Origin of the sequence: Bacillus cereus group sp. TH152-1LC, assembly GCF_027710505.1 — a bacterium.
Lineage (GTDB): Bacteria > Bacillota > Bacilli > Bacillales > Bacillaceae_G > Bacillus_A > Bacillus_A mobilis.
The window spans coordinates 21,896-39,963 of the sequence record NZ_JAQFNK010000026.1; the positions used below are offsets into that span (position 1 = coordinate 21,896).

Below are 18,068 nucleotides of genomic sequence, written 5' to 3' on the forward strand. Positions count from 1 at the left end.
AAGGTGGAGCCTATGGGTGTGAAAAATACAATAAAAGAGTTAAGAAAGCAACATCATATAACGCAAGTTGAAATGGCAAAGGCGATGCAGGTGACGCGACAGACGATTGTGGCGATTGAAAACCATCATTATAATCCGAGTCTAGAGTTATCCCTAAAAATCGCCAAATATTTTGGGGTGAAGGTGGAGGAAATATTTACGCTAGAGTAAGGGGAGAAAAATGAGCGATACTAAAAAGTTATTTATCGGTGCGACTTTTGGATTGTTTTTGGGAGACATTGTAGTTCATATTATGAATCCGGCTATACCAATTTTACCGCTCGTAGTGAGTAACGTTTTAGCAATTGTATTTTTGATAGTGTATACGTATTACAAAAAGCGTAAGTACAAAAAAGAAGAACTTCCAGATATAGATGAGCGAGTAAATGAAAATATAAAAAAATATGTAAATGTCTCATTTGTATTCGCGTTTCTATTGCTTATTGTTTATATTGTTGCGAGTAAAGCAATAGGCAGAGCTGTTATACCAGTGCAAGAAATACTTATGATATTTAGTTCTTTATTTGCGGGGAGTCTCATCATAGGAGTCATGATAGGGAAACGAGCATAGAGATAGGAGGAATGAAAAATGCAAGATGAGTTTGAGAGATTCCAGTCAGATAAAGCGTTTAAATATATAGGGTTATTTTTTACGATTAGTTTAGCGATATGGAGTTTATATAATTTAATTGTTGATGGAAATGCCGGTATGCCGTTTGTTTTGTTTGTACTAGGGCAGTGGGTGTATTTTCTTGTGAACTATTGGCCGAAGTGGAAATATAGAAATCAAAAAGAGGCTGATCATGTATGAGTAAGCAAGATGTTATACGGTTCATAGGAAGTTTATTTTTAGCGGGTCTTGTTTTAAATGTGAGTTTAATGATTTTAAGTATTTCGTGGGGAACAATCTTCATATCAAATGTAGCGCTAGTCATTTTATATAGTATTTCGGAATATAGAGAACAAAAGCGTTTGAAAGAAGAGGGAGTACCGTCGATTGATGAGCGAGTTGTGAACAAGATGAAGTCGTATTTTACGCTTAGTATGACAAGCTTCGTGTTCTTGTTCATTATGTATCTTTGTGTAAATAAGTATTTAGATAGGCAAGTAGTACAGGTAAATGAGTTATTATATATTGTTATTTTTGGTTTGTTAATAAGTATGGCATCGACGAGTGTGTTAGCAACAAGGAATAGATAGAAAAAGGGGAACTGGGATGGGATTACCGGTATTATGTGTCGCTACGGCTATTTTTGCTTTGTTTTGGGGAATGCAGAACTTCTCTCGTTATCCAGTGCCAAGCATTTGTATTATGCTTGGTACTGTAGGTTTATCATATTATTTATTAGTTTCAGCTCATTATCATAAAACAGCAACGAGCGTTGTTGTTGGAGCACTTATTTTATTTTGTGGCCGCGCTGTACAAAAAGGATTATTTCAGTAAAAGCTGTTTATACAAAGAGTATAAACAGCTTTTTGTATTTTTTTACAAAAGGCTTGAAAGTGACGTGACGTCATCTTTTATAATGAAGGGGAAGAGGTGATGGTAGTGATTTCAATACAACAATTGACGAAAGAAACAGGGGTAACAGTACGTACATTACGTTATTATGATCAAATAGATTTATTGAAGCCGAGCGGGAAAACAGAAGGCGGGCATCGTTTATATGGTGCAGCTGACGTAATACGTCTGCAACAAATTTTATTTTTAAAGGAAATGGGATTTTCATTAAAAGAGGCTGCGAATATGTTAGTAAAAGGTGAGTTTAACTTAAAGGACTCTCTTGAAAAACAACTTCGGTTTGTACAGGAAGAACAAAAGAAATTTAATCGAATGGAACGTATTTTACAAGCTGTTGTTTATTCCGTGGATGTGGAGGGAGAACTTGATTGGAAAGTTATGTTTGAACTGATTCAGCTTTCGAAACAGTCGTCTCGTATACGTGAAATATTTCAAAATGAAGTATTTTCAAAGGAAGAACAAAAATTGCTTCATAACTTGCCAAATATGAGTGAAGAAAATCCGAATGTTTTAGAATGGGTAGATTTATTAAATCAATTACGCACCTTTATGAAAGACGGTAAAGAAGCGGCAAGTGATGAGGTGCAAGGGGCAATGAAGAGATTAATACAGAAGTGTTTAGAAATGGCCAATGGTGATAAAGCGTTTTTAGATAAGTTATGGGAAGTTAGAAAGTCGAAGGAAGATTCACAGAAAATGAGCATGTATCCAATCGAAGAAGAATTTTTATTATATATGGATGAAGCTTTTCGTATATATGATGAGAAGGAGAGGGATAAATGAGTATACTCGCAGAATATCGTTGGTACTTTTTAATTGGGGCAGAGATTGTATTTTGGTTATCGGCTATCGGTTTCTTTTTACTTCGTTACGGATTCCGTTTGAAAAAGGCGAGCTTTATGATGGGGATTGTACTCCTCGTAAATGAAGTGTTTATTTTAACTTTAGGGGTAGTGGACTATTATCAAACAGGGAAGTTCTCTAATTTTCAAATCATTACGGTAATTATTTTATTGTATGCAGTTTTCTACGGGAAAAAGGATTTGAAGAAGCTTGATATATTTGCGCAAAAGCTAGTTGCGAAATGGCGGAATGAACCAGCGCCAATTAGGGAAGAACACGTAGAATTAACAGGTATGGCTTACGCGAAGCAGGAAATAAAAAATTGGGTATTACATCTTGTTTTATTCGTTGTTGTGCATATTTTCTTTTTCTTTCTGTACGGTTTTGTCCCGTTTGAACAGTGGCATAATTGGTTAGAAACGGGGATTGTTTTAAATGAAAAAGCAAGTCGTGTTAGCCAAGTTTGGGCGATTATACTTTTAGTGGATACAGTTATTTCATTTTCATATGTTCTTTTCCCGAAGAAGGAAAAAGGAAAAGAGAAGCTACTTTCGTAGAGGAAAGTAGCTTTTGCAGTATACAAATGATTTTTATAGGAGCGGATGACAATAGGAAAAAGAAGTGGTTTTATATGCCTACTTCTCTTTAGTTTAGTAGCATGCTCACAACCTAACATTACAATTGATAAGAAGAATGATGTCATTGTAAAGGAAGCAGGAACTTCCAATCTAGATAAATTTGAAAAGTTCGTTTTGAATGTGGAACAAGGGGAAGTTGATAAAATAAGAATTGTACATTATACACATGAAGGTGATCCGGTTTTTCAAACGTTAGAGTATAGTGGAACAGATATAATTCATATGTTAGATAATAGACAAGATCGATTTGCTGGTAATCATACAGGTATGAATGAAGATAGCTGTAAAAGGATTGTTAAAGAGTGGCGTGAAGCACAAATGGCTTATAGGTTAATAGATTGTGCGAATGAAAGTGGGCGCAATGGATATGATTTATTATATGTACCTAAAAAATAGAGTTAGTAGAGGAAGGAAGATTTGACTCCTTCCTTTTTCTATGTATATATTGTCGAAAATTTTACCGAATATCTGTTCGTTTTTTTAGGTTTTTTATGGGCGTTCGTGGTAAAATAATAATACAGATTTTTATGAGGAGGTCGGAACTTAAGTGGAACATCAATTTGAAATTATTTCAGCGTATTCCCCCCAAGGTGATCAGCCGGTAGCTATAGAGAAGCTTGTAGAGGGAATTAATAGTGGAAAGAAAAAGCAAGTGTTGCTTGGAGCGACAGGAACGGGTAAGACATTTACGATTTCAAATGTCATTAAAGAAGTGCAGAAGCCAACACTTGTCATGGCTCATAATAAAACGTTAGCTGGACAGTTATATAGTGAGCTGAAAGATTTCTTTCCGAATAATGCAGTTGAATATTTTGTTAGTTATTACGATTATTATCAGCCAGAAGCGTATGTGCCGCAAACAGATACGTTTATTGAAAAAGATGCGCAAATTAATGATGAAATTGATAAATTGCGTCACTCAGCAACGTCTGCACTATTTGAACGGGACGATGTAATTATCGTTGCGAGTGTTTCATGTATATATGGTTTAGGTTCTCCAGAAGAATACCGCGAGTTAGTTGTTTCACTTCGCGTTGGCATGGAGAAGGACCGCAATCAATTGCTTCGTGAACTTGTTGATGTGCAGTATGGACGTAATGATATTGATTTCAAGCGTGGTACATTCCGTGTGCGCGGGGATGTAGTTGAAATCTTCCCGGCATCACTTGACGAGCATTGTATTCGAATTGAGTTTTTCGGCGATGGAATTGATCGTATTCGCGAAGTAAATGCGTTAACAGGTGAAGTATTAGCAGAACGTGATCATGTAGCAATCTTCCCAGCATCTCACTTCGTTACACGTGAAGAAAAGATGAAGGTCGCTATTGAAAATATCGAAAAAGAATTAGAAGAGCGTTTAAAGGAATTAAATGATAATGGCAAGTTGTTAGAAGCGCAGCGTATAGAGCAGCGCACACGTTATGATTTAGAAATGATGCGCGAGATGGGATTTTGTTCAGGGATTGAAAACTATTCCCGTCATTTAACACTTCGTCCGGCGGGTGCAACGCCATATACGTTATTAGACTATTTCCCAGAAGATTTCTTAATCGTTATGGATGAGTCACACGTATCAGTGCCACAAGTAAGAGCGATGTATAACGGTGACCAAGCACGTAAGCAAGTGCTTGTAGATCATGGATTCCGTTTGCCATCAGCTTTAGATAATAGACCGCTTACGTTTGATGAATTTGAAGAGAAAACGAATCAAGTGATTTACGTTTCAGCAACGCCAGGACCTTATGAGTTAGAGCAGTCACCGGAAGTAATAGAACAAATTATTCGTCCAACAGGGCTTTTAGATCCACCAATTGATATACGACCAATTGAAGGACAGATTGATGATTTATTAGGAGAAATTCAAGATCGCATTGCAAAAAATGAACGTGTATTAATTACGACTTTAACGAAGAAGATGTCAGAGGATTTAACGGATTACTTAAAAGATGTAGGAATTAAAGTAAACTATCTTCACTCTGAAATTAAAACGTTAGAACGTATTGAAATTATCCGTGACCTTCGTCTTGGTAAGTTTGATGTACTTGTCGGTATTAACTTATTACGAGAAGGGTTAGATATTCCAGAAGTATCACTTGTAGCTATTTTAGATGCTGATAAGGAAGGCTTCTTGCGTTCAGAGCGTTCATTAATTCAAACAATCGGTCGTGCAGCACGTAATGAAAACGGCCGCGTAATTATGTACGCAGATCGTATAACAAGATCGATGGGAATTGCGATTGAAGAAACGCAGCGTCGTCGTACGATACAAGAGGCTTACAATAAAGAGCACGGTATTACGCCGAAAACGATTCAAAAAGGCGTGCGTGATGTTATCCGTGCAACGACAGCTGCTGAAGAGCCGGAAACATATGAAGCAGCACCAGCTAAGAAGATGACGAAAAAAGAGCGTGAAAAGACAATTGCGAAGATGGAAGCAGAGATGAAGGAAGCAGCAAAAGCGTTAGATTTCGAGCGTGCAGCTGAATTAAGAGATTTACTATTAGAATTAAAAGCGGAAGGGTGAACAGAGTGAGCATGAGCAAGGATTTTATTGTTGTAAAAGGTGCTAGAGCACATAACTTAAAAAATATTGATGTAACCATTCCGAGAAATCAGCTTGTTGTTGTGACAGGATTGTCTGGTTCAGGGAAATCATCATTAGCGTTTGATACGATTTATGCAGAAGGGCAGCGCAGATACGTAGAATCGTTATCTGCGTATGCGCGCCAGTTTTTAGGGCAAATGGATAAACCTGACGTGGATACGATTGAAGGCTTATCTCCAGCGATTTCAATCGACCAAAAAACAACGAGTCGCAATCCACGTTCAACTGTCGGAACGGTAACGGAGATTTATGATTATTTACGTTTATTATTTGCACGAATTGGTACGCCGATTTGTCCGAATCATGGTATTGAAATTACATCACAAACAGTAGAGCAGATGGTAGACCGTGTACTTGAGTATCCTGAACGTACGAAATTACAAGTGTTAGCTCCTATCGTTTCTGGGCGTAAAGGTGCACATGTGAAAGTGCTTGAAGACATTAAGAAGCAAGGATATGTTCGTGTACGTGTTGATGGTGAAATGCTTGATGTATCTGAAGATATTGCGTTAGATAAAAATAAGAAGCATTCTATTGAAGTTGTAATTGATCGTATTGTTGTAAAAGAAGGAATCGCAAGCCGTCTTGCGGATTCTCTTGAAAGTGCATTAAGACTTGGCGGGGGAAGAGTCTTAATTGATGTAATGGGAGAAGAGGAACTTCTATTTAGTGAACATCATGCTTGCCCACATTGTGGTTTTTCAATCGGAGAATTAGAGCCGCGTATGTTCTCATTCAACAGTCCATTCGGGGCATGTCCTTCTTGTGATGGACTTGGTTCAAAGTTAGAGGTAGATTTAGAACTTGTTATTCCGAACTGGGATTTATCATTAAATGAACATGCGATTGCGCCTTGGGAACCGACAAGCTCACAATATTACCCACAGCTTTTACAATCTGTATGTAATCATTACGGCGTTGATATGGATATGCCTGTGAAAGATATACCGAAAGATTTATTTGATAAAGTGTTGTACGGAAGCGGAGAAGAGAAAGTTTATTTCCGCTATGTAAATGAATTTGGTCAAGTGAAGGAAAATGAGATTTTATTTGAAGGTGTTATTCCGAATATTGAACGTCGTTATCGTGAAACGAGTTCTGATTATATTCGTGAGCAAATGGAAAAGTATATGGCAGAGCAAGCTTGTCCAAAGTGTAAAGGTGGACGCTTAAAGCCTGAGAGTTTAGCTGTTTTCGTTGGTGATAAAACGATTGCTGACGTAACGAAGTATTCTGTTCAAGAAGTACAGGAATTCTTCTCAAATGTGGAGCTAACGGAGAAGCAACAAAAAATTGCTCATTTAATTTTAAGAGAAATCCAAGAGCGTGTTGGATTCTTAGTGAACGTTGGTTTAGATTATTTAACCTTAAGTCGTGCTGCAGGAACTTTATCAGGTGGTGAGGCACAGCGTATTCGTTTAGCGACACAAATCGGTTCTCGTCTTACTGGCGTACTTTACATTCTTGATGAGCCTTCTATCGGTTTACATCAACGTGATAACGATCGTCTTATTCGCACATTGCAAGAAATGCGCGATTTAGGTAATACGTTAATTGTCGTTGAGCATGATGAAGATACGATGATGGCTGCTGATTATTTACTTGATATCGGACCTGGTGCAGGTATTCATGGCGGTCAAGTTGTGTCAGCAGGTACACCAGCTGAAGTGATGCAAGATGAGAGTTCGTTAACAGGTAAGTATTTGAGTGGTAAAGAGTTTATTCCGGTTCCACTTGAAAGACGTAAAGGTGACGGACGTAAAGTGGAAATTGTCGGTGCAAAAGAGAATAACTTAAAAAATGCAAAGATGTCATTCCCGCTTGGTACGTTTGTAGCGATAACGGGTGTATCTGGTTCCGGTAAAAGTACGATGATTAATGAGGTACTATATAAATCGTTAGCGCAAAAGTTATATAAAGCGAAAGCGAAGCCGGGGACTCATAAAGAAATTAAAGGTCTTGAGCATTTAGATAAAGTAATCGATATTGATCAATCGCCAATCGGGCGTACACCACGTTCTAATCCAGCGACGTATACAGGTGTATTCGATGATATTCGTGATGTGTTTGCGCAAACGAATGAAGCGAAAGTGCGCGGATATCAAAAAGGACGTTTCAGCTTTAATGTAAAAGGTGGACGTTGTGAAGCATGTCGTGGTGATGGAATTATTAAAATCGAAATGCACTTCTTACCAGACGTATATGTTCCGTGTGAAGTTTGTCACGGTAAACGTTACAACCGTGAAACGTTAGAAGTGAAATATAAAGATAAAAACATTTCTGAAGTGTTAGGGATGACAATCGAAGATGGAGTAGAGTTCTTTGCTAATATCCCGAAAATTAAGCGTAAACTTCAAACACTTGTAGATGTTGGGCTTGGTTATATGAAATTGGGACAGCCAGCTACGACGTTATCTGGTGGTGAAGCGCAGCGTGTGAAGCTAGCTTCTGAATTACACCGTCGTTCTACTGGGCGTACGCTATACATTTTAGACGAGCCGACGACTGGTTTACATGCACATGATATCGCGCGTCTTCTAGAAGTTCTGCAACGTCTTGTTGAGAGCGGTGAAACCGTACTTGTAATTGAACATAATTTAGATGTGATTAAAACAGCTGATTATATCGTTGACCTTGGACCAGAAGGTGGAGACAAGGGTGGACAAATCGTTGCTTCCGGAACGCCAGAGCAAGTAGTGAAAGAAGAGCGATCGTATACAGGTAAGTATTTAAAAGAGATTTTAGTCCGTGATAAAGCAAGAATGAAAGAGAAAATAAAAGAAGTAGAGTTATCACAATAAGTGTATTACTAAAAACCGAGTGGAAATGCCGCTCGGTTTTTCGTTCATAGGGGGAGAAGATGGAGTTTGCCCCGCATTAACGGGCAGTAAGATCCCCACCTCAAAATTCAGCGGAAGCAAAGAAGTTAGGTGGGGGATTAACTGCCCGTAAAAGCCCGATTGGTTCAACTAATAATCAGTGGGAGATGAACAAAAACCCACTGATTAAAGTTTCACTTTATAGATATTTTAAGAAAGAAAAATATGAAAGTAAGAGAGTTTCAAAGTTGGGGTGTATATTTTCGCAAGCGCTGGGAGGAGCATTTTGCAAACCATTTAAGTGATAGGGAAAAAGAAGACATTTTCCTGTATGGAGATAAGTATGCATGTGGGTATCTTTGGCACATATTTAGTTATGAGAAAAAGAAGTGTTTAGAGGGTGAAGAAGCGGAGAACGCGTTTCATAATGAAGTGAAAAAGGATTGCTGTATATTCTATCAACATTGTGATGATGTACTGCTAATAAAAGATGCGAGTTTATTACATATAGAGGATATATTGTGTGAGAGGGACGATATGTATAAAGGGGATATCTATATTGTAGATAAAGAGTTCACTTGGACCTTTGTAAAAACTCATGAACATAGATGGTGTGGCCCTTATTTTGTGAGGAAATGTTAGTAGGTATACAAGCATGGAGAATAGAATAAATTGATATAAGTATTTGTATGATACTTGCGTTTATTATCTATTAGCGTATGATGAAATATATATGTCAAAAGGATGTGTAAGAAAATGAGATGGATTGTATCACTTCTTGTAAATAGCGTTGTGTTAATCGCTGTATCGGGACTTTTAAAAGGGATTGCGCCAGACGCGTTTTACGTAGCAAATATACAAACTGCAATTATTGCGAGTATTATCTTGGCTGTTTTAAATGTGTTTGTAAAACCGTTTTTAATTTTAATTACGCTACCGATTACTGTTGTAACTTTCGGGTTCTTCTTAATTGTTATTAATGCGATTACGTTAAAGATAGCAGATTCATTGTTAGGAGATGCATTTAATATATCAGGGTTTGGTGTAGCAATCGTTGCGGCAATTTGTATTTCAATTTTTAATATGATTATTGAAAAGGCAATTGTGGAACCTTTATATGAAAAAAAGAGAAAATGACAAAAAGAAAAACATTTCATGATGTGTATGAAATGTTTTTTTCTATTTATTAGAAACCGTATTTCTTGTTTCCAGAAAAAAATGGTACAATATCCGGTAGAATGGAATTTTACATCAAATGAGACTGAACCCGCAGCGGAGTGGAGGTTTATACATATGCCGAAAGTAAGGACAAAAGATTTAATTGAACAATTTCAATTGGAGTTAATAAGTGGTGAAGAAGGAATTCATCGTCCGATTGATACAAGTGATTTATCGCGACCTGGAATTGAAATGGCAGGATTTTTTACATATTATCCAGCTGATCGCGTACAGCTTCTTGGAAAGACGGAGCTTACGTTCTTTGACACGTTAACGACAGAGCAAAAACAAGAGAGAATGAAAGCGCTTTGTACTGAGGAGACGCCGTGTATTATTATAACTCGTAATCAAGATGTACCAGATGAGTTACTGCAAGCGTCACGTGAATCGGGTATGCCTTTATTACGTTCTTCTCAAACGACAACAAGATTATCAAGTCGTTTAACAAATTATTTAGAAGGTAAGTTAGCGCCAACAACAGCTGTACATGGTGTGTTAGTAGATATTTACGGTGTTGGTGTTTTAATTACAGGTCAAAGTGGTGTCGGTAAAAGTGAGACAGCTCTTGAGCTTGTAAAACGTGGTCACCGCCTTGTTGCGGATGATAGCGTAGAAATTCGCCAAGAAGATGAAGACACATTAGTAGGAAGCTCACCAGATTTAATTGAGCATTTATTAGAAATTCGTGGTCTAGGTATCATTAACGTTATGACGTTATTCGGTGCAGGGGCAGTGCGAAATTATAAGCGTATTACACTTGTTATTAATCTTGAAATTTGGGATCAAAAGAAAAATTACGATCGCTTAGGTCTTGATGAAGAGAAGATGAAGATTATTGATACAGAACTTACGAAGATTACACTTCCAGTTCGTCCTGGTCGAAACTTGGCTGTTATTATTGAAGTAGCAGCGATGAACTTCCGTTTGAAACGTATGGGAGTCAATGCAGCACAACAGTTCTCTGAACGATTAATGAGTGCGATTGAGTTAGGAAATCAGGAGTAAACTTTGGAGAGGGAGGTCATACATATGCTGTTAGGTTCTGTACCACAGCTTGACCGTGTAGCGATCCAACTTGGACCGTTTCCTGTTTATTGGTACGGGATTATTATCGGTACAGGTGTGCTACTAGGTCTTTGGCTAGCAACTCGTGAGGGAGAAAGGCTAGGTATTCCAAAAGATACATTTGTTGACCTTGTATTAATTGCAGTACCGATCGCTATTCTATTTGCGAGAATGTACTACGTTATTTTTGAATGGGAATATTACGCGCAAAACCCGAGTCAAATTATTAATATTCGTCAAGGTGGCTTGGCGATTCATGGTGGTTTAATCGGGGCTGTTATTACAGGGATTCTTTTTGCGAAACGACGCGGACTTTCATTCTGGAAGTTAGCAGATATTGCAGCGCCAAGTATTTTACTAGGACAAGCAATTGGCCGATGGGGAAACTTTATGAACCAAGAGGCACATGGTGATGAAGTAACGAGACAGTTTTTAGAGGGTCTTCATTTACCGGATTTCATTATTAATCAAATGTATATTGAAGGTGTGTACTATCACCCAACGTTTTTATATGAATCATTATGGAATTTTGCAGGTGTCATTTTATTACTTGCATTACGAAAAGTGAATTTACGACGCGGGGAATTATTTTTCACATATTTAATTTGGTATTCAGTAGGGCGCTTCTTCGTAGAAGGCTTACGTACAGATAGTTTAATGCTAGGACCACTTCGTATCGCACAAGTAATGTCAATTGGACTTGTTGTTATTTCTATTATTTTCATTATTGTGAGACGAAAAATGGGGCAAGCTGATAAAAGATATTCGGAAAATTAGAGAAAAGTAGCATCTTATTATGAGATGCTGCTTCTTTCATATTCAGGAAAGAGAAGGGACTAAGGCAATGAGAATAAATACAGTGTTATTTGATTTAGATGGAACGTTAATTAATACAAACGAACTTATTATTTCTTCTTTTTTACATACGTTACATACATATTATCCAAATCAATATAAGCGTGAAGATGTATTGCCATTCATTGGTCCATCTTTACATGATACTTTCAGCAAGATTGATGAGAACAAGGTTGAAGAAATGATTACATGTTATCGTCAATTTAACCATGAGCATCACGATGAATTAGTGGAAGAATATGAAACTGTATATGAAACAGTTCAAGAGTTGAAGAAGCAAGGCTATAAAGTTGGTATTGTTACAACGAAAGCGAGACAAACCGTTGAAATGGGATTAAAGCTGTCAAAGCTTGATGATTTTTTTGATGTTGTCGTAACAATTGATGATGTAGAGCATGTGAAACCACATCCAGAGCCACTTCAAAAAGCGCTTGAGTTATTAGATGCGAAACCGGAAGAAGCATTGATGGTTGGGGATAACCATCATGATATTGTTGGTGGACAAAATGCGGGTACGAAAACGGCTGCTGTTTCATGGACGTTGAAAGGTAGAGCGTATTTAGCGGCTTACAAGCCGGACTTTATGCTAGATAAAATGAGTGATTTGCTACCGATTTTGTCTAATATGAACCGGTCATAAAGGTCCAAGTAAGTTAGTAGGGGCGTATTTCCCTACTTTAGTAGAGGAGCGAGCTAAGTGCGACGGACAACGCGCTATCCTGTTTCGGGAGAGAATTCATTATGGAATGTGTATAAAACAGTGTCCTTTTGGAAGGTAATGAAGAACTTTATTATTATCCAAATTGCACGTTACACGCCATTTTTATCCGTCAAGAATTGGTTGTACCGCACATTCTTACGGATGAAAGTCGGAAAGAAAACATCATTTGCGCTTATGGTAATGCCGGACATTATGTTCCCAGAAAAGATAACTGTGGGAGAGAATTCGATTGTCGGCTATAACACAACGCTTTTAGCACATGAATATTTAATTCGTGAATATCGACTTGGAGAGATCATCATAGGAAATGAAGTGATGATTGGAGCGAATACGACTATATTACCAGGTGTAAAAATTGGGGATGGCGCGATTATTTCAGCTGGCACACTTGTTCATAGAGATGTTCCAAGTGGTGCTTTCGTGGGTGGAAATCCAATGCGTGTTATTTATACGAAAGAAGAAATGGATGCTAGAGAAGGTTGATAGTAAAAATGTAACATTTCTCTTCTTTTTTAATGAATAAAAAGGAAATAATTGAGTATAATATACTGTTTTGTTTTTTACGGAATCGTTTATACTTATAGATAGAAGAATGTGTGAACGAAGAAAACAAAAAACTGGAGGATATATGGGGAAAAATCAAGGAATATATAAGGAGAACGGACAAGTTATCTCTTTTAATCAATTAGCGGACTTCTTTTATAAAAAAGGGATGAGGGCTTACAAAGGGCAAAAATTGCAAGATGCAATTAAATATTTTCGAAGAGCGGCACAAAGTGAGAAGGAGCCGTTTATTTTATGCCAATTAGCAACAGTATTATCTGAGGCTGGCGAATATCAAGAGTCGAATCAAATCTTCTTTAAGCTTGTTAGATCTAATCCAGAACTTGAACAGGGCTATTATTTTATTGCAAATAATTATGCATATATGGGGCTATTTCAGCAGGCGAAAAAGTATGCGGATCGCTATTTAGAAGTTGCAGAAGAGAAGGAATTTGTAGAAGATACATTAGAATTACTTGAGATTATGGAAGAAGAAGCGATGGGTGCGGAAGAGATTGAGGATGAAGATGATTTAATTGTTATGCAGGAAGAAGCGAATCGTTATATTCGTAACGGACAATTGGAAGAAGCAATTGCTACATTAGAAATTGTTACGAAAGATTATCCGGAATTTTGGTCGGGGCATAATAATTTAGCCATTGCACATTTTCAATCTGGTAATGTAGATAAGGCGCTGAAGTTAACGGAAATGATTTTAGAGAAAAATCCTGGTAATATACATGCGCTTTGTAATACGCTTATTTTCCTATATTCAATTGGAGAGCATAAACAAGTAGAAGCGTTAGCTGCTCAGTTAGTTTCGGTATATCCAATTTCGTTCGAGCATCGTTTGAAACTGGGAACGACACTTGCCACAATTGGTCATTTTGAGCCTGCATATAAATGGTTTAAAGTATTAAAGCGTCAAGGATACGAGGGAGACGTTAGTTTTTATTATTGGTTTGCATATTCTGCTTACATGGTGAAAGATCAGCAAGTAGCTGAAAAAATGTGGCAACATGTTGTAGAATTGCACCCTGATAAAAAGGGGAGAGAACCGTGGAATGCGCTGAATTTAGCGGATGAAGGACAAAACGTATTATTTGAAGAATTACGAAAATCATTTCAGCAAAGTGCGACGCTAGAGGAACAAATGCTAGCTTTATATTTAATGAATGAGTTGTCCACGCCAGAGAAGGTGGGATTCTTCTTTGATGTAGCGCAGGCGAAGAACGGTGTTCCAATCGTATCGCAACTTGCAAAGTATTTCTTTTTACTTAATAGCCATAAGAGCATTCCGGCTGATTTACAGCAATTTGAACAGTGTGCGCGAATTGCGGATGCTTTATATAATTATACGAAAAAAGATGATGAATTAATCGAAGAGTGTTTACAATTTTGGTTCTGTACGTTCATACGTTTATATACATCTGGGGTAGTTTTCACCAATGTATACGGCTGGTCAGCTGCGGTTGAATATATCGTGCGCAGCGAACAAGGAAATAAGATGACACAGTCGGAGCTTGGAGATGTATATAATGTATCTGTAGCGACTGTTCGAAAGTATGTGCAGGCTGTTAAGCGTACGCACACATAGAGTAAGCAAATCATTGGGAAAAAAATGATGCTAACAGTATAATGAGGGTAACTTAATTGTGTAGGAATGAATAGGAGTGAATAGTGTGTCAGAAGAAAAAATTTATGATGTCATTATTATTGGTGCAGGACCAGCTGGGATGACAGCTGCAGTATATACATCTCGTGCAAATTTAAGCACATTAATGCTTGAGCGTGGTATCCCAGGTGGCCAAATGGCAAACACAGAAGATGTAGAAAACTACCCAGGTTATGAGTCTATTTTAGGACCAGACTTATCAAATAAAATGTTCGAGCATGCGAAGAAATTTGGTGCTGAATATGCATACGGTGATGTGAAAGCAGTCATCGATGGTAAAGAATATAAAACAATTGTTGCTGGTAAAAAAGAATATAAAGCACGTGCAATTATCGTTGCAAGCGGTGCAGAGTATAAAAAAATTGGTGTGCCAGGCGAAGCAGAACTTGGCGGCCGCGGTGTATCATATTGTGCAGTATGTGATGGTGCTTTCTTTAAAGGAAAAGAACTTGTAGTTATTGGTGGCGGAGATTCTGCTGTTGAAGAGGGTGTGTTCTTAACACGCTTCGCATCGAAGGTGACAATTGTTCACCGCCGTGATACGCTTCGTGCACAGAAAATTTTACAAGATCGTGCTTTCCAAAACGAGAAAGTAGATTTCATTTGGAATCACACTATTAAAGAAATTAACGATGCAAATGGTAAAGTAGGAAGCGTAACGCTTGTAGACGTAAACAGTGGAGAAGAGAAAGAAGTCAAAACTGACGGCGTATTCGTATACATCGGTATGTTACCATTATCAAAACCATTTGTGGAACTAGGTATTACAAATGAAAATGGTTACCTTGAAACAAACGAGCGTATGGAAACGAAAGTTCCAGGTATTTTCGCAGCTGGTGATGTTCGTGAAAAAATGCTACGTCAAATTGTAACTGCAACAGGTGATGGTAGTATTGCAGCACAAAGTGCACAACATTACGTAGAAGAATTGTTAGAAGAACTAAAAACTGTATCAGAAAAATAAGGGATAACATACCTTTTGAGAAGAAAGCTACCGATAGGAGCTTTCTTCTTTTTTGTGAAAATGTCAAAGTTTTGTCAAAAAATATTAGGATTATAAGCTTTCTTATTGATATACTGGACTTTACGGAAAAAATCACTATAAGAAATGAGGAATTTATTCAGTATGGAATGGCGTAATATATATCGTGGATTTTGTATGGGCGTTAGTGATTTAATTCCTGGTGTGAGCGGCGGTACAATCGCTGTTGTGTTAGGGATTTATGAACAATTACTTGCGGCGATTAGTGGATTCTTTAGTCGTGAATGGAAAAAACATTTAGGATTTTTAATTCCCCTTGCAGCTGGTGTGGCAGCAGCGTTTTTAACATTAAGCCACGTTATTAAATATTTACTTGCAAATCATTATGAACCGACTCAATTTTTCTTCCTCGGTTTAATTATTAGTATATTACCGATGTTAATGAGAGAAGCTGATGCAAAGTCTTCGTTTAAAGGTAAACACATTGTTTTGCTAATCGTTGCAGCAATTCTTGTTGCAATCACAGCTTTCTTTAAACCGGATAAGGCAGCAGATCCAATTACGACGTTAACAATTTTAAATGCAATTGGTTTATTTTTCGCAGGATGGATAGCTAGTATGGCTATGTTGCTTCCTGGAATTAGTGGATCATTTATTTTATTAATTATTGGTGTGTATCCGACAGCAATTAATGCTTTAACTACACTGAACTTACCTTTAATCGTAGTTATCGGTGCTGGTGTTATGGTAGGGTTTGTTGTAAGTAGTAAAGGAATTAGTTTCTTGTTAGATCGTTATAAAAGTATGACATTTGCGGCAATTATTGGACTTGTTATCGGCTCAATTGTAATTGTGTTCCCTGGTATTCCAACTGGAGGATTTTCAATTATAAGTTCAATTATTACCTTTATTTTAGGATTCGCGATTGTTACTTATTTCGGTAAAAAATAAGTACTTTAATCCCCTTGGCGATAAAAATCGTTAAGGGGATTTTTCATGCTATTCATTGAAAGTCTAGGCATTTACATTGCTTGTTCTAGAAAGCTTTTTTAAAATTGTTGAGTAGCATATGCTGAGCGAAAGAGGACTGGCTCCTTCGTTGTAGCAAACTGTTTTTGATAGTATAATGAAATGAGTATGCAGTGAGAAATTTACTGCAAGTAGCTGAGGTGAAGAAACATGCAAAGAGTGACAAACTGTGTGTTAGTTAGAGATAATGAAGTGCTCTTACTCCAAAAGCCTCGCCGAAATTGGTGGGTTGCACCAGGCGGGAAAATGGAGCGTGGTGAGACAGTAAGAGATTCCGTTGTTCGCGAGTATCGTGAAGAAACAGGTATTTATTTAAAGAACCCAGCGTTAAAAGGGGTCTTCACCTTTGTCATCCAAGAAGGTGATAAAGTTGTTTCTGAGTGGATGATGTTCTCCTTTTTAGCGACAGATTTTGCAGGAGAAAACAAACTAGAGAGCGAAGAAGGCATCATTGGTTGGCATACATTTGACAAAATTGATGATTTAGCAATGGCACCAGGAGATTATCACATTATTGATTATTTAATTAAGGGAAATGGCATAATCTACGGTACATTTGTATATACCCCAGATTTTGAGTTGCTTTCATATCGATTAGATCCGAGTTAAACCGTCAAGGAGAGGATACGATGACAGAGAATAATGATATAAAAATGGTAATTATTACAGGAATGTCTGGAGCTGGAAAGACAGTAGCTTTACAAAGTTTTGAAGATTTAGGATATTTCTGTGTTGATAATTTACCACCGATGTTATTGCCAAAGTTTATTGAGCTTATGGCGGATTCAAAAGGAAAAATGAATAAAGTAGCACTTGGCGTTGATTTACGTGGCCGAGAGTTTTTCGAACATTTATGGGGAGCGCTTGATGATTTATCAGAACGTACATGGATTATTCCTCATATTTTATTCTTAGATGCGAAAGATGGCACGCTTGTAACTCGTTATAAAGAAACGAGACGTTCGCATCCACTTGCACCAACTGGTTTGCCGTTAAAGGGAATCGAAATGGAGCGCAGCTTATTAACTGATATGAAGGCACGAGCGAATATTGTGCTTGATACATCGGATTTAAAACCGAAAGAATTACGTGAAAAAATTGTTCATCTGTTTTCAACTGAAACTGAGCAAGCATTTCGTGTAAATGTTATGTCATTTGGATTTAAGTACGGTATTCCAATTGATGCAGATTTAGTATTTGATGTTCGTTTTTTACCAAATCCATATTACATTCCACATATGAAGCCATTAACAGGACTAGATGAGGAAGTTTCATCGTATGTGCTGAAATTTAATGAGACACATAAGTTTTTAGAGAAATTGACGGATCTTATTACTTTCATGCTGCCTCATTATAAAAGAGAAGGCAAGAGTCAACTTGTAATTGCAATTGGATGTACAGGTGGACAGCATCGTTCTGTTACGCTTACAGAATACCTTGGGAAACATTTGAAACCAGAGTATAGCGTTCATGTATCTCATCGTGATGTGGAGAAGAGAAAGGGCCATTAAGGG

21 protein-coding genes are annotated in these 18,068 nt (G+C 37.5%); all 21 read left to right on the forward strand.

Annotation, left to right across the window (positions count from 1 at the left end; translation table 11 throughout):
* The first annotated feature begins 12 nt into the window (after positions 1 to 12).
* The 21 genes from PDL00_RS30225 (at position 13) to rapZ (ending at position 18,065) form a co-directional block, all read left to right on the forward strand.
* Positions 13 to 210, forward strand: coding sequence for a helix-turn-helix transcriptional regulator (locus PDL00_RS30225; protein WP_061679317.1), 198 nt, complete (start codon positions 13 to 15; stop codon positions 208 to 210).
* 10 nt (positions 211 to 220) lie between these two features.
* On the forward strand, positions 221 to 610 hold the full coding sequence (locus PDL00_RS30230; RefSeq protein ID WP_270733303.1) for a hypothetical protein: 390 nt from the start codon (positions 221 to 223) through the stop codon (positions 608 to 610).
* A gap of 18 nt (positions 611 to 628) precedes the next feature.
* Positions 629 to 850: a hypothetical protein gene (locus PDL00_RS30235; protein WP_242255336.1), complete on the forward strand. Its 222-nt coding sequence runs from the start codon at positions 629 to 631 to the stop codon at positions 848 to 850.
* Entirely contained in the window at positions 847 to 1,239 is a 393-nt protein-coding gene (locus PDL00_RS30240; protein ID WP_270733305.1) for an ATPase, read from the forward strand. The genes PDL00_RS30235 and PDL00_RS30240 overlap by 4 nt, the downstream gene beginning before the upstream one ends.
* Positions 1,240 to 1,255: 16 nt before the next feature.
* Entirely contained in the window at positions 1,256 to 1,483 is a 228-nt protein-coding gene (locus PDL00_RS30245; protein WP_242255327.1) for a hypothetical protein, read from the forward strand.
* 99 nt (positions 1,484 to 1,582) lie between these two features.
* Positions 1,583 to 2,344, forward strand: coding sequence for a MerR family transcriptional regulator (locus tag PDL00_RS30250; protein WP_270733307.1), 762 nt, complete (start codon positions 1,583 to 1,585; stop codon positions 2,342 to 2,344).
* Entirely contained in the window at positions 2,341 to 2,961 is a 621-nt protein-coding gene (locus PDL00_RS30255; RefSeq protein WP_242255323.1) for a hypothetical protein, read from the forward strand. The genes PDL00_RS30250 and PDL00_RS30255 overlap by 4 nt, the downstream gene beginning before the upstream one ends.
* 45 nt (positions 2,962 to 3,006) lie before the next feature.
* A complete protein-coding gene (locus PDL00_RS30260) occupies positions 3,007 to 3,438 on the forward strand; it encodes a DUF4362 domain-containing protein (RefSeq protein WP_002073537.1) in 432 nt (143 codons plus the stop codon).
* 151 nt (positions 3,439 to 3,589) lie between these two features.
* Positions 3,590 to 5,566: an excinuclease ABC subunit B gene (gene uvrB / locus PDL00_RS30265; RefSeq protein ID WP_270733309.1), complete on the forward strand. Its 1,977-nt coding sequence runs from the start codon at positions 3,590 to 3,592 to the stop codon at positions 5,564 to 5,566.
* Positions 5,567 to 5,577: 11 nt separating this feature from the next.
* Positions 5,578 to 8,448: an excinuclease ABC subunit UvrA gene (uvrA, locus tag PDL00_RS30270; RefSeq protein ID WP_270733337.1), complete on the forward strand. Its 2,871-nt coding sequence runs from the start codon at positions 5,578 to 5,580 to the stop codon at positions 8,446 to 8,448.
* 243 nt (positions 8,449 to 8,691) lie between these two features.
* Positions 8,692 to 9,108 (forward strand): DUF4275 family protein, encoded by a 417-nt coding sequence (locus PDL00_RS30275; RefSeq protein WP_242255321.1) that lies wholly within the window; start codon positions 8,692 to 8,694, stop codon positions 9,106 to 9,108.
* A gap of 114 nt (positions 9,109 to 9,222) precedes the next feature.
* A complete protein-coding gene (locus PDL00_RS30280) occupies positions 9,223 to 9,603 on the forward strand; it encodes a phage holin family protein (RefSeq protein WP_001267308.1) in 381 nt (126 codons plus the stop codon).
* 156 nt (positions 9,604 to 9,759) lie between these two features.
* Positions 9,760 to 10,689, forward strand: a complete 930-nt coding sequence (hprK, locus tag PDL00_RS30285) for an HPr(Ser) kinase/phosphatase (protein ID WP_001127251.1) — start codon at positions 9,760 to 9,762, stop codon at positions 10,687 to 10,689.
* A gap of 24 nt (positions 10,690 to 10,713) precedes the next feature.
* Positions 10,714 to 11,526, forward strand: coding sequence for a prolipoprotein diacylglyceryl transferase (gene lgt, locus PDL00_RS30290; protein ID WP_000924230.1), 813 nt, complete (start codon positions 10,714 to 10,716; stop codon positions 11,524 to 11,526).
* Positions 11,527 to 11,593: 67 nt separating this feature from the next.
* Positions 11,594 to 12,244, forward strand: coding sequence for a pyrophosphatase PpaX (ppaX, locus tag PDL00_RS30295; RefSeq protein WP_242255319.1), 651 nt, complete (start codon positions 11,594 to 11,596; stop codon positions 12,242 to 12,244).
* A gap of 57 nt (positions 12,245 to 12,301) precedes the next feature.
* The gene (locus tag PDL00_RS30300) at positions 12,302 to 12,808 is read left to right on the forward strand and encodes an acyltransferase (RefSeq protein ID WP_061679305.1); all 507 of its coding nucleotides are present in this window, start codon (positions 12,302 to 12,304) and stop codon (positions 12,806 to 12,808) included.
* A gap of 145 nt (positions 12,809 to 12,953) precedes the next feature.
* Positions 12,954 to 14,465 carry a tetratricopeptide repeat protein gene (locus PDL00_RS30305; RefSeq protein ID WP_270733313.1) on the forward strand — a complete coding sequence of 504 codons (1,512 nt, stop codon included), beginning with the start codon at positions 12,954 to 12,956 and terminating at the stop codon, positions 14,463 to 14,465.
* Between the two features lie 85 nt (positions 14,466 to 14,550).
* Complete coding sequence (gene trxB / locus PDL00_RS30310; protein ID WP_242255317.1) at positions 14,551 to 15,507, forward strand: thioredoxin-disulfide reductase; 957 nt, start codon at positions 14,551 to 14,553, stop codon at positions 15,505 to 15,507.
* Positions 15,508 to 15,669: 162 nt separating this feature from the next.
* A complete protein-coding gene (locus PDL00_RS30315) occupies positions 15,670 to 16,476 on the forward strand; it encodes a DUF368 domain-containing protein (RefSeq protein ID WP_270733314.1) in 807 nt (268 codons plus the stop codon).
* 228 nt (positions 16,477 to 16,704) lie between these two features.
* Positions 16,705 to 17,163, forward strand: a complete 459-nt coding sequence (locus PDL00_RS30320) for an NUDIX hydrolase (RefSeq protein ID WP_061679302.1) — start codon at positions 16,705 to 16,707, stop codon at positions 17,161 to 17,163.
* Between the two features lie 20 nt (positions 17,164 to 17,183).
* The gene (gene rapZ / locus PDL00_RS30325) at positions 17,184 to 18,065 is read left to right on the forward strand and encodes an RNase adapter RapZ (protein WP_000138462.1); all 882 of its coding nucleotides are present in this window, start codon (positions 17,184 to 17,186) and stop codon (positions 18,063 to 18,065) included.
* Positions 18,066 to 18,068 lie beyond the last annotated feature (3 nt).

Coding starts and splice junctions, on each gene's coding strand:
- hprK (WP_001127251.1), top strand. CDS start 9,760: ATGCCGAAAGTAAGGACAAAAGATTTAATTGAACAATTTCAATTGGAG.
- PDL00_RS30240 (WP_270733305.1), top strand. CDS start 847: ATGAGTAAGCAAGATGTTATACGGTTCATAGGAAGTTTATTTTTAGCG.
- PDL00_RS30235 (WP_242255336.1), top strand. CDS start 629: ATGCAAGATGAGTTTGAGAGATTCCAGTCAGATAAAGCGTTTAAATAT.
- lgt (WP_000924230.1), top strand. CDS start 10,714: ATGCTGTTAGGTTCTGTACCACAGCTTGACCGTGTAGCGATCCAACTT.
- uvrA (WP_270733337.1), top strand. CDS start 5,578: ATGAGCAAGGATTTTATTGTTGTAAAAGGTGCTAGAGCACATAACTTA.
- PDL00_RS30280 (WP_001267308.1), top strand. CDS start 9,223: ATGAGATGGATTGTATCACTTCTTGTAAATAGCGTTGTGTTAATCGCT.
- ppaX (WP_242255319.1), top strand. CDS start 11,594: ATGAGAATAAATACAGTGTTATTTGATTTAGATGGAACGTTAATTAAT.
- PDL00_RS30320 (WP_061679302.1), top strand. CDS start 16,705: ATGCAAAGAGTGACAAACTGTGTGTTAGTTAGAGATAATGAAGTGCTC.
- PDL00_RS30275 (WP_242255321.1), top strand. CDS start 8,692: ATGAAAGTAAGAGAGTTTCAAAGTTGGGGTGTATATTTTCGCAAGCGC.
- PDL00_RS30230 (WP_270733303.1), top strand. CDS start 221: ATGAGCGATACTAAAAAGTTATTTATCGGTGCGACTTTTGGATTGTTT.
- rapZ (WP_000138462.1), top strand. CDS start 17,184: ATGACAGAGAATAATGATATAAAAATGGTAATTATTACAGGAATGTCT.
- PDL00_RS30255 (WP_242255323.1), top strand. CDS start 2,341: ATGAGTATACTCGCAGAATATCGTTGGTACTTTTTAATTGGGGCAGAG.
- PDL00_RS30305 (WP_270733313.1), top strand. CDS start 12,954: ATGGGGAAAAATCAAGGAATATATAAGGAGAACGGACAAGTTATCTCT.
- PDL00_RS30245 (WP_242255327.1), top strand. CDS start 1,256: ATGGGATTACCGGTATTATGTGTCGCTACGGCTATTTTTGCTTTGTTT.
- PDL00_RS30250 (WP_270733307.1), top strand. CDS start 1,583: ATGGTAGTGATTTCAATACAACAATTGACGAAAGAAACAGGGGTAACA.
- PDL00_RS30225 (WP_061679317.1), top strand. CDS start 13: ATGGGTGTGAAAAATACAATAAAAGAGTTAAGAAAGCAACATCATATA.
- PDL00_RS30315 (WP_270733314.1), top strand. CDS start 15,670: ATGGAATGGCGTAATATATATCGTGGATTTTGTATGGGCGTTAGTGAT.
- PDL00_RS30260 (WP_002073537.1), top strand. CDS start 3,007: ATGACAATAGGAAAAAGAAGTGGTTTTATATGCCTACTTCTCTTTAGT.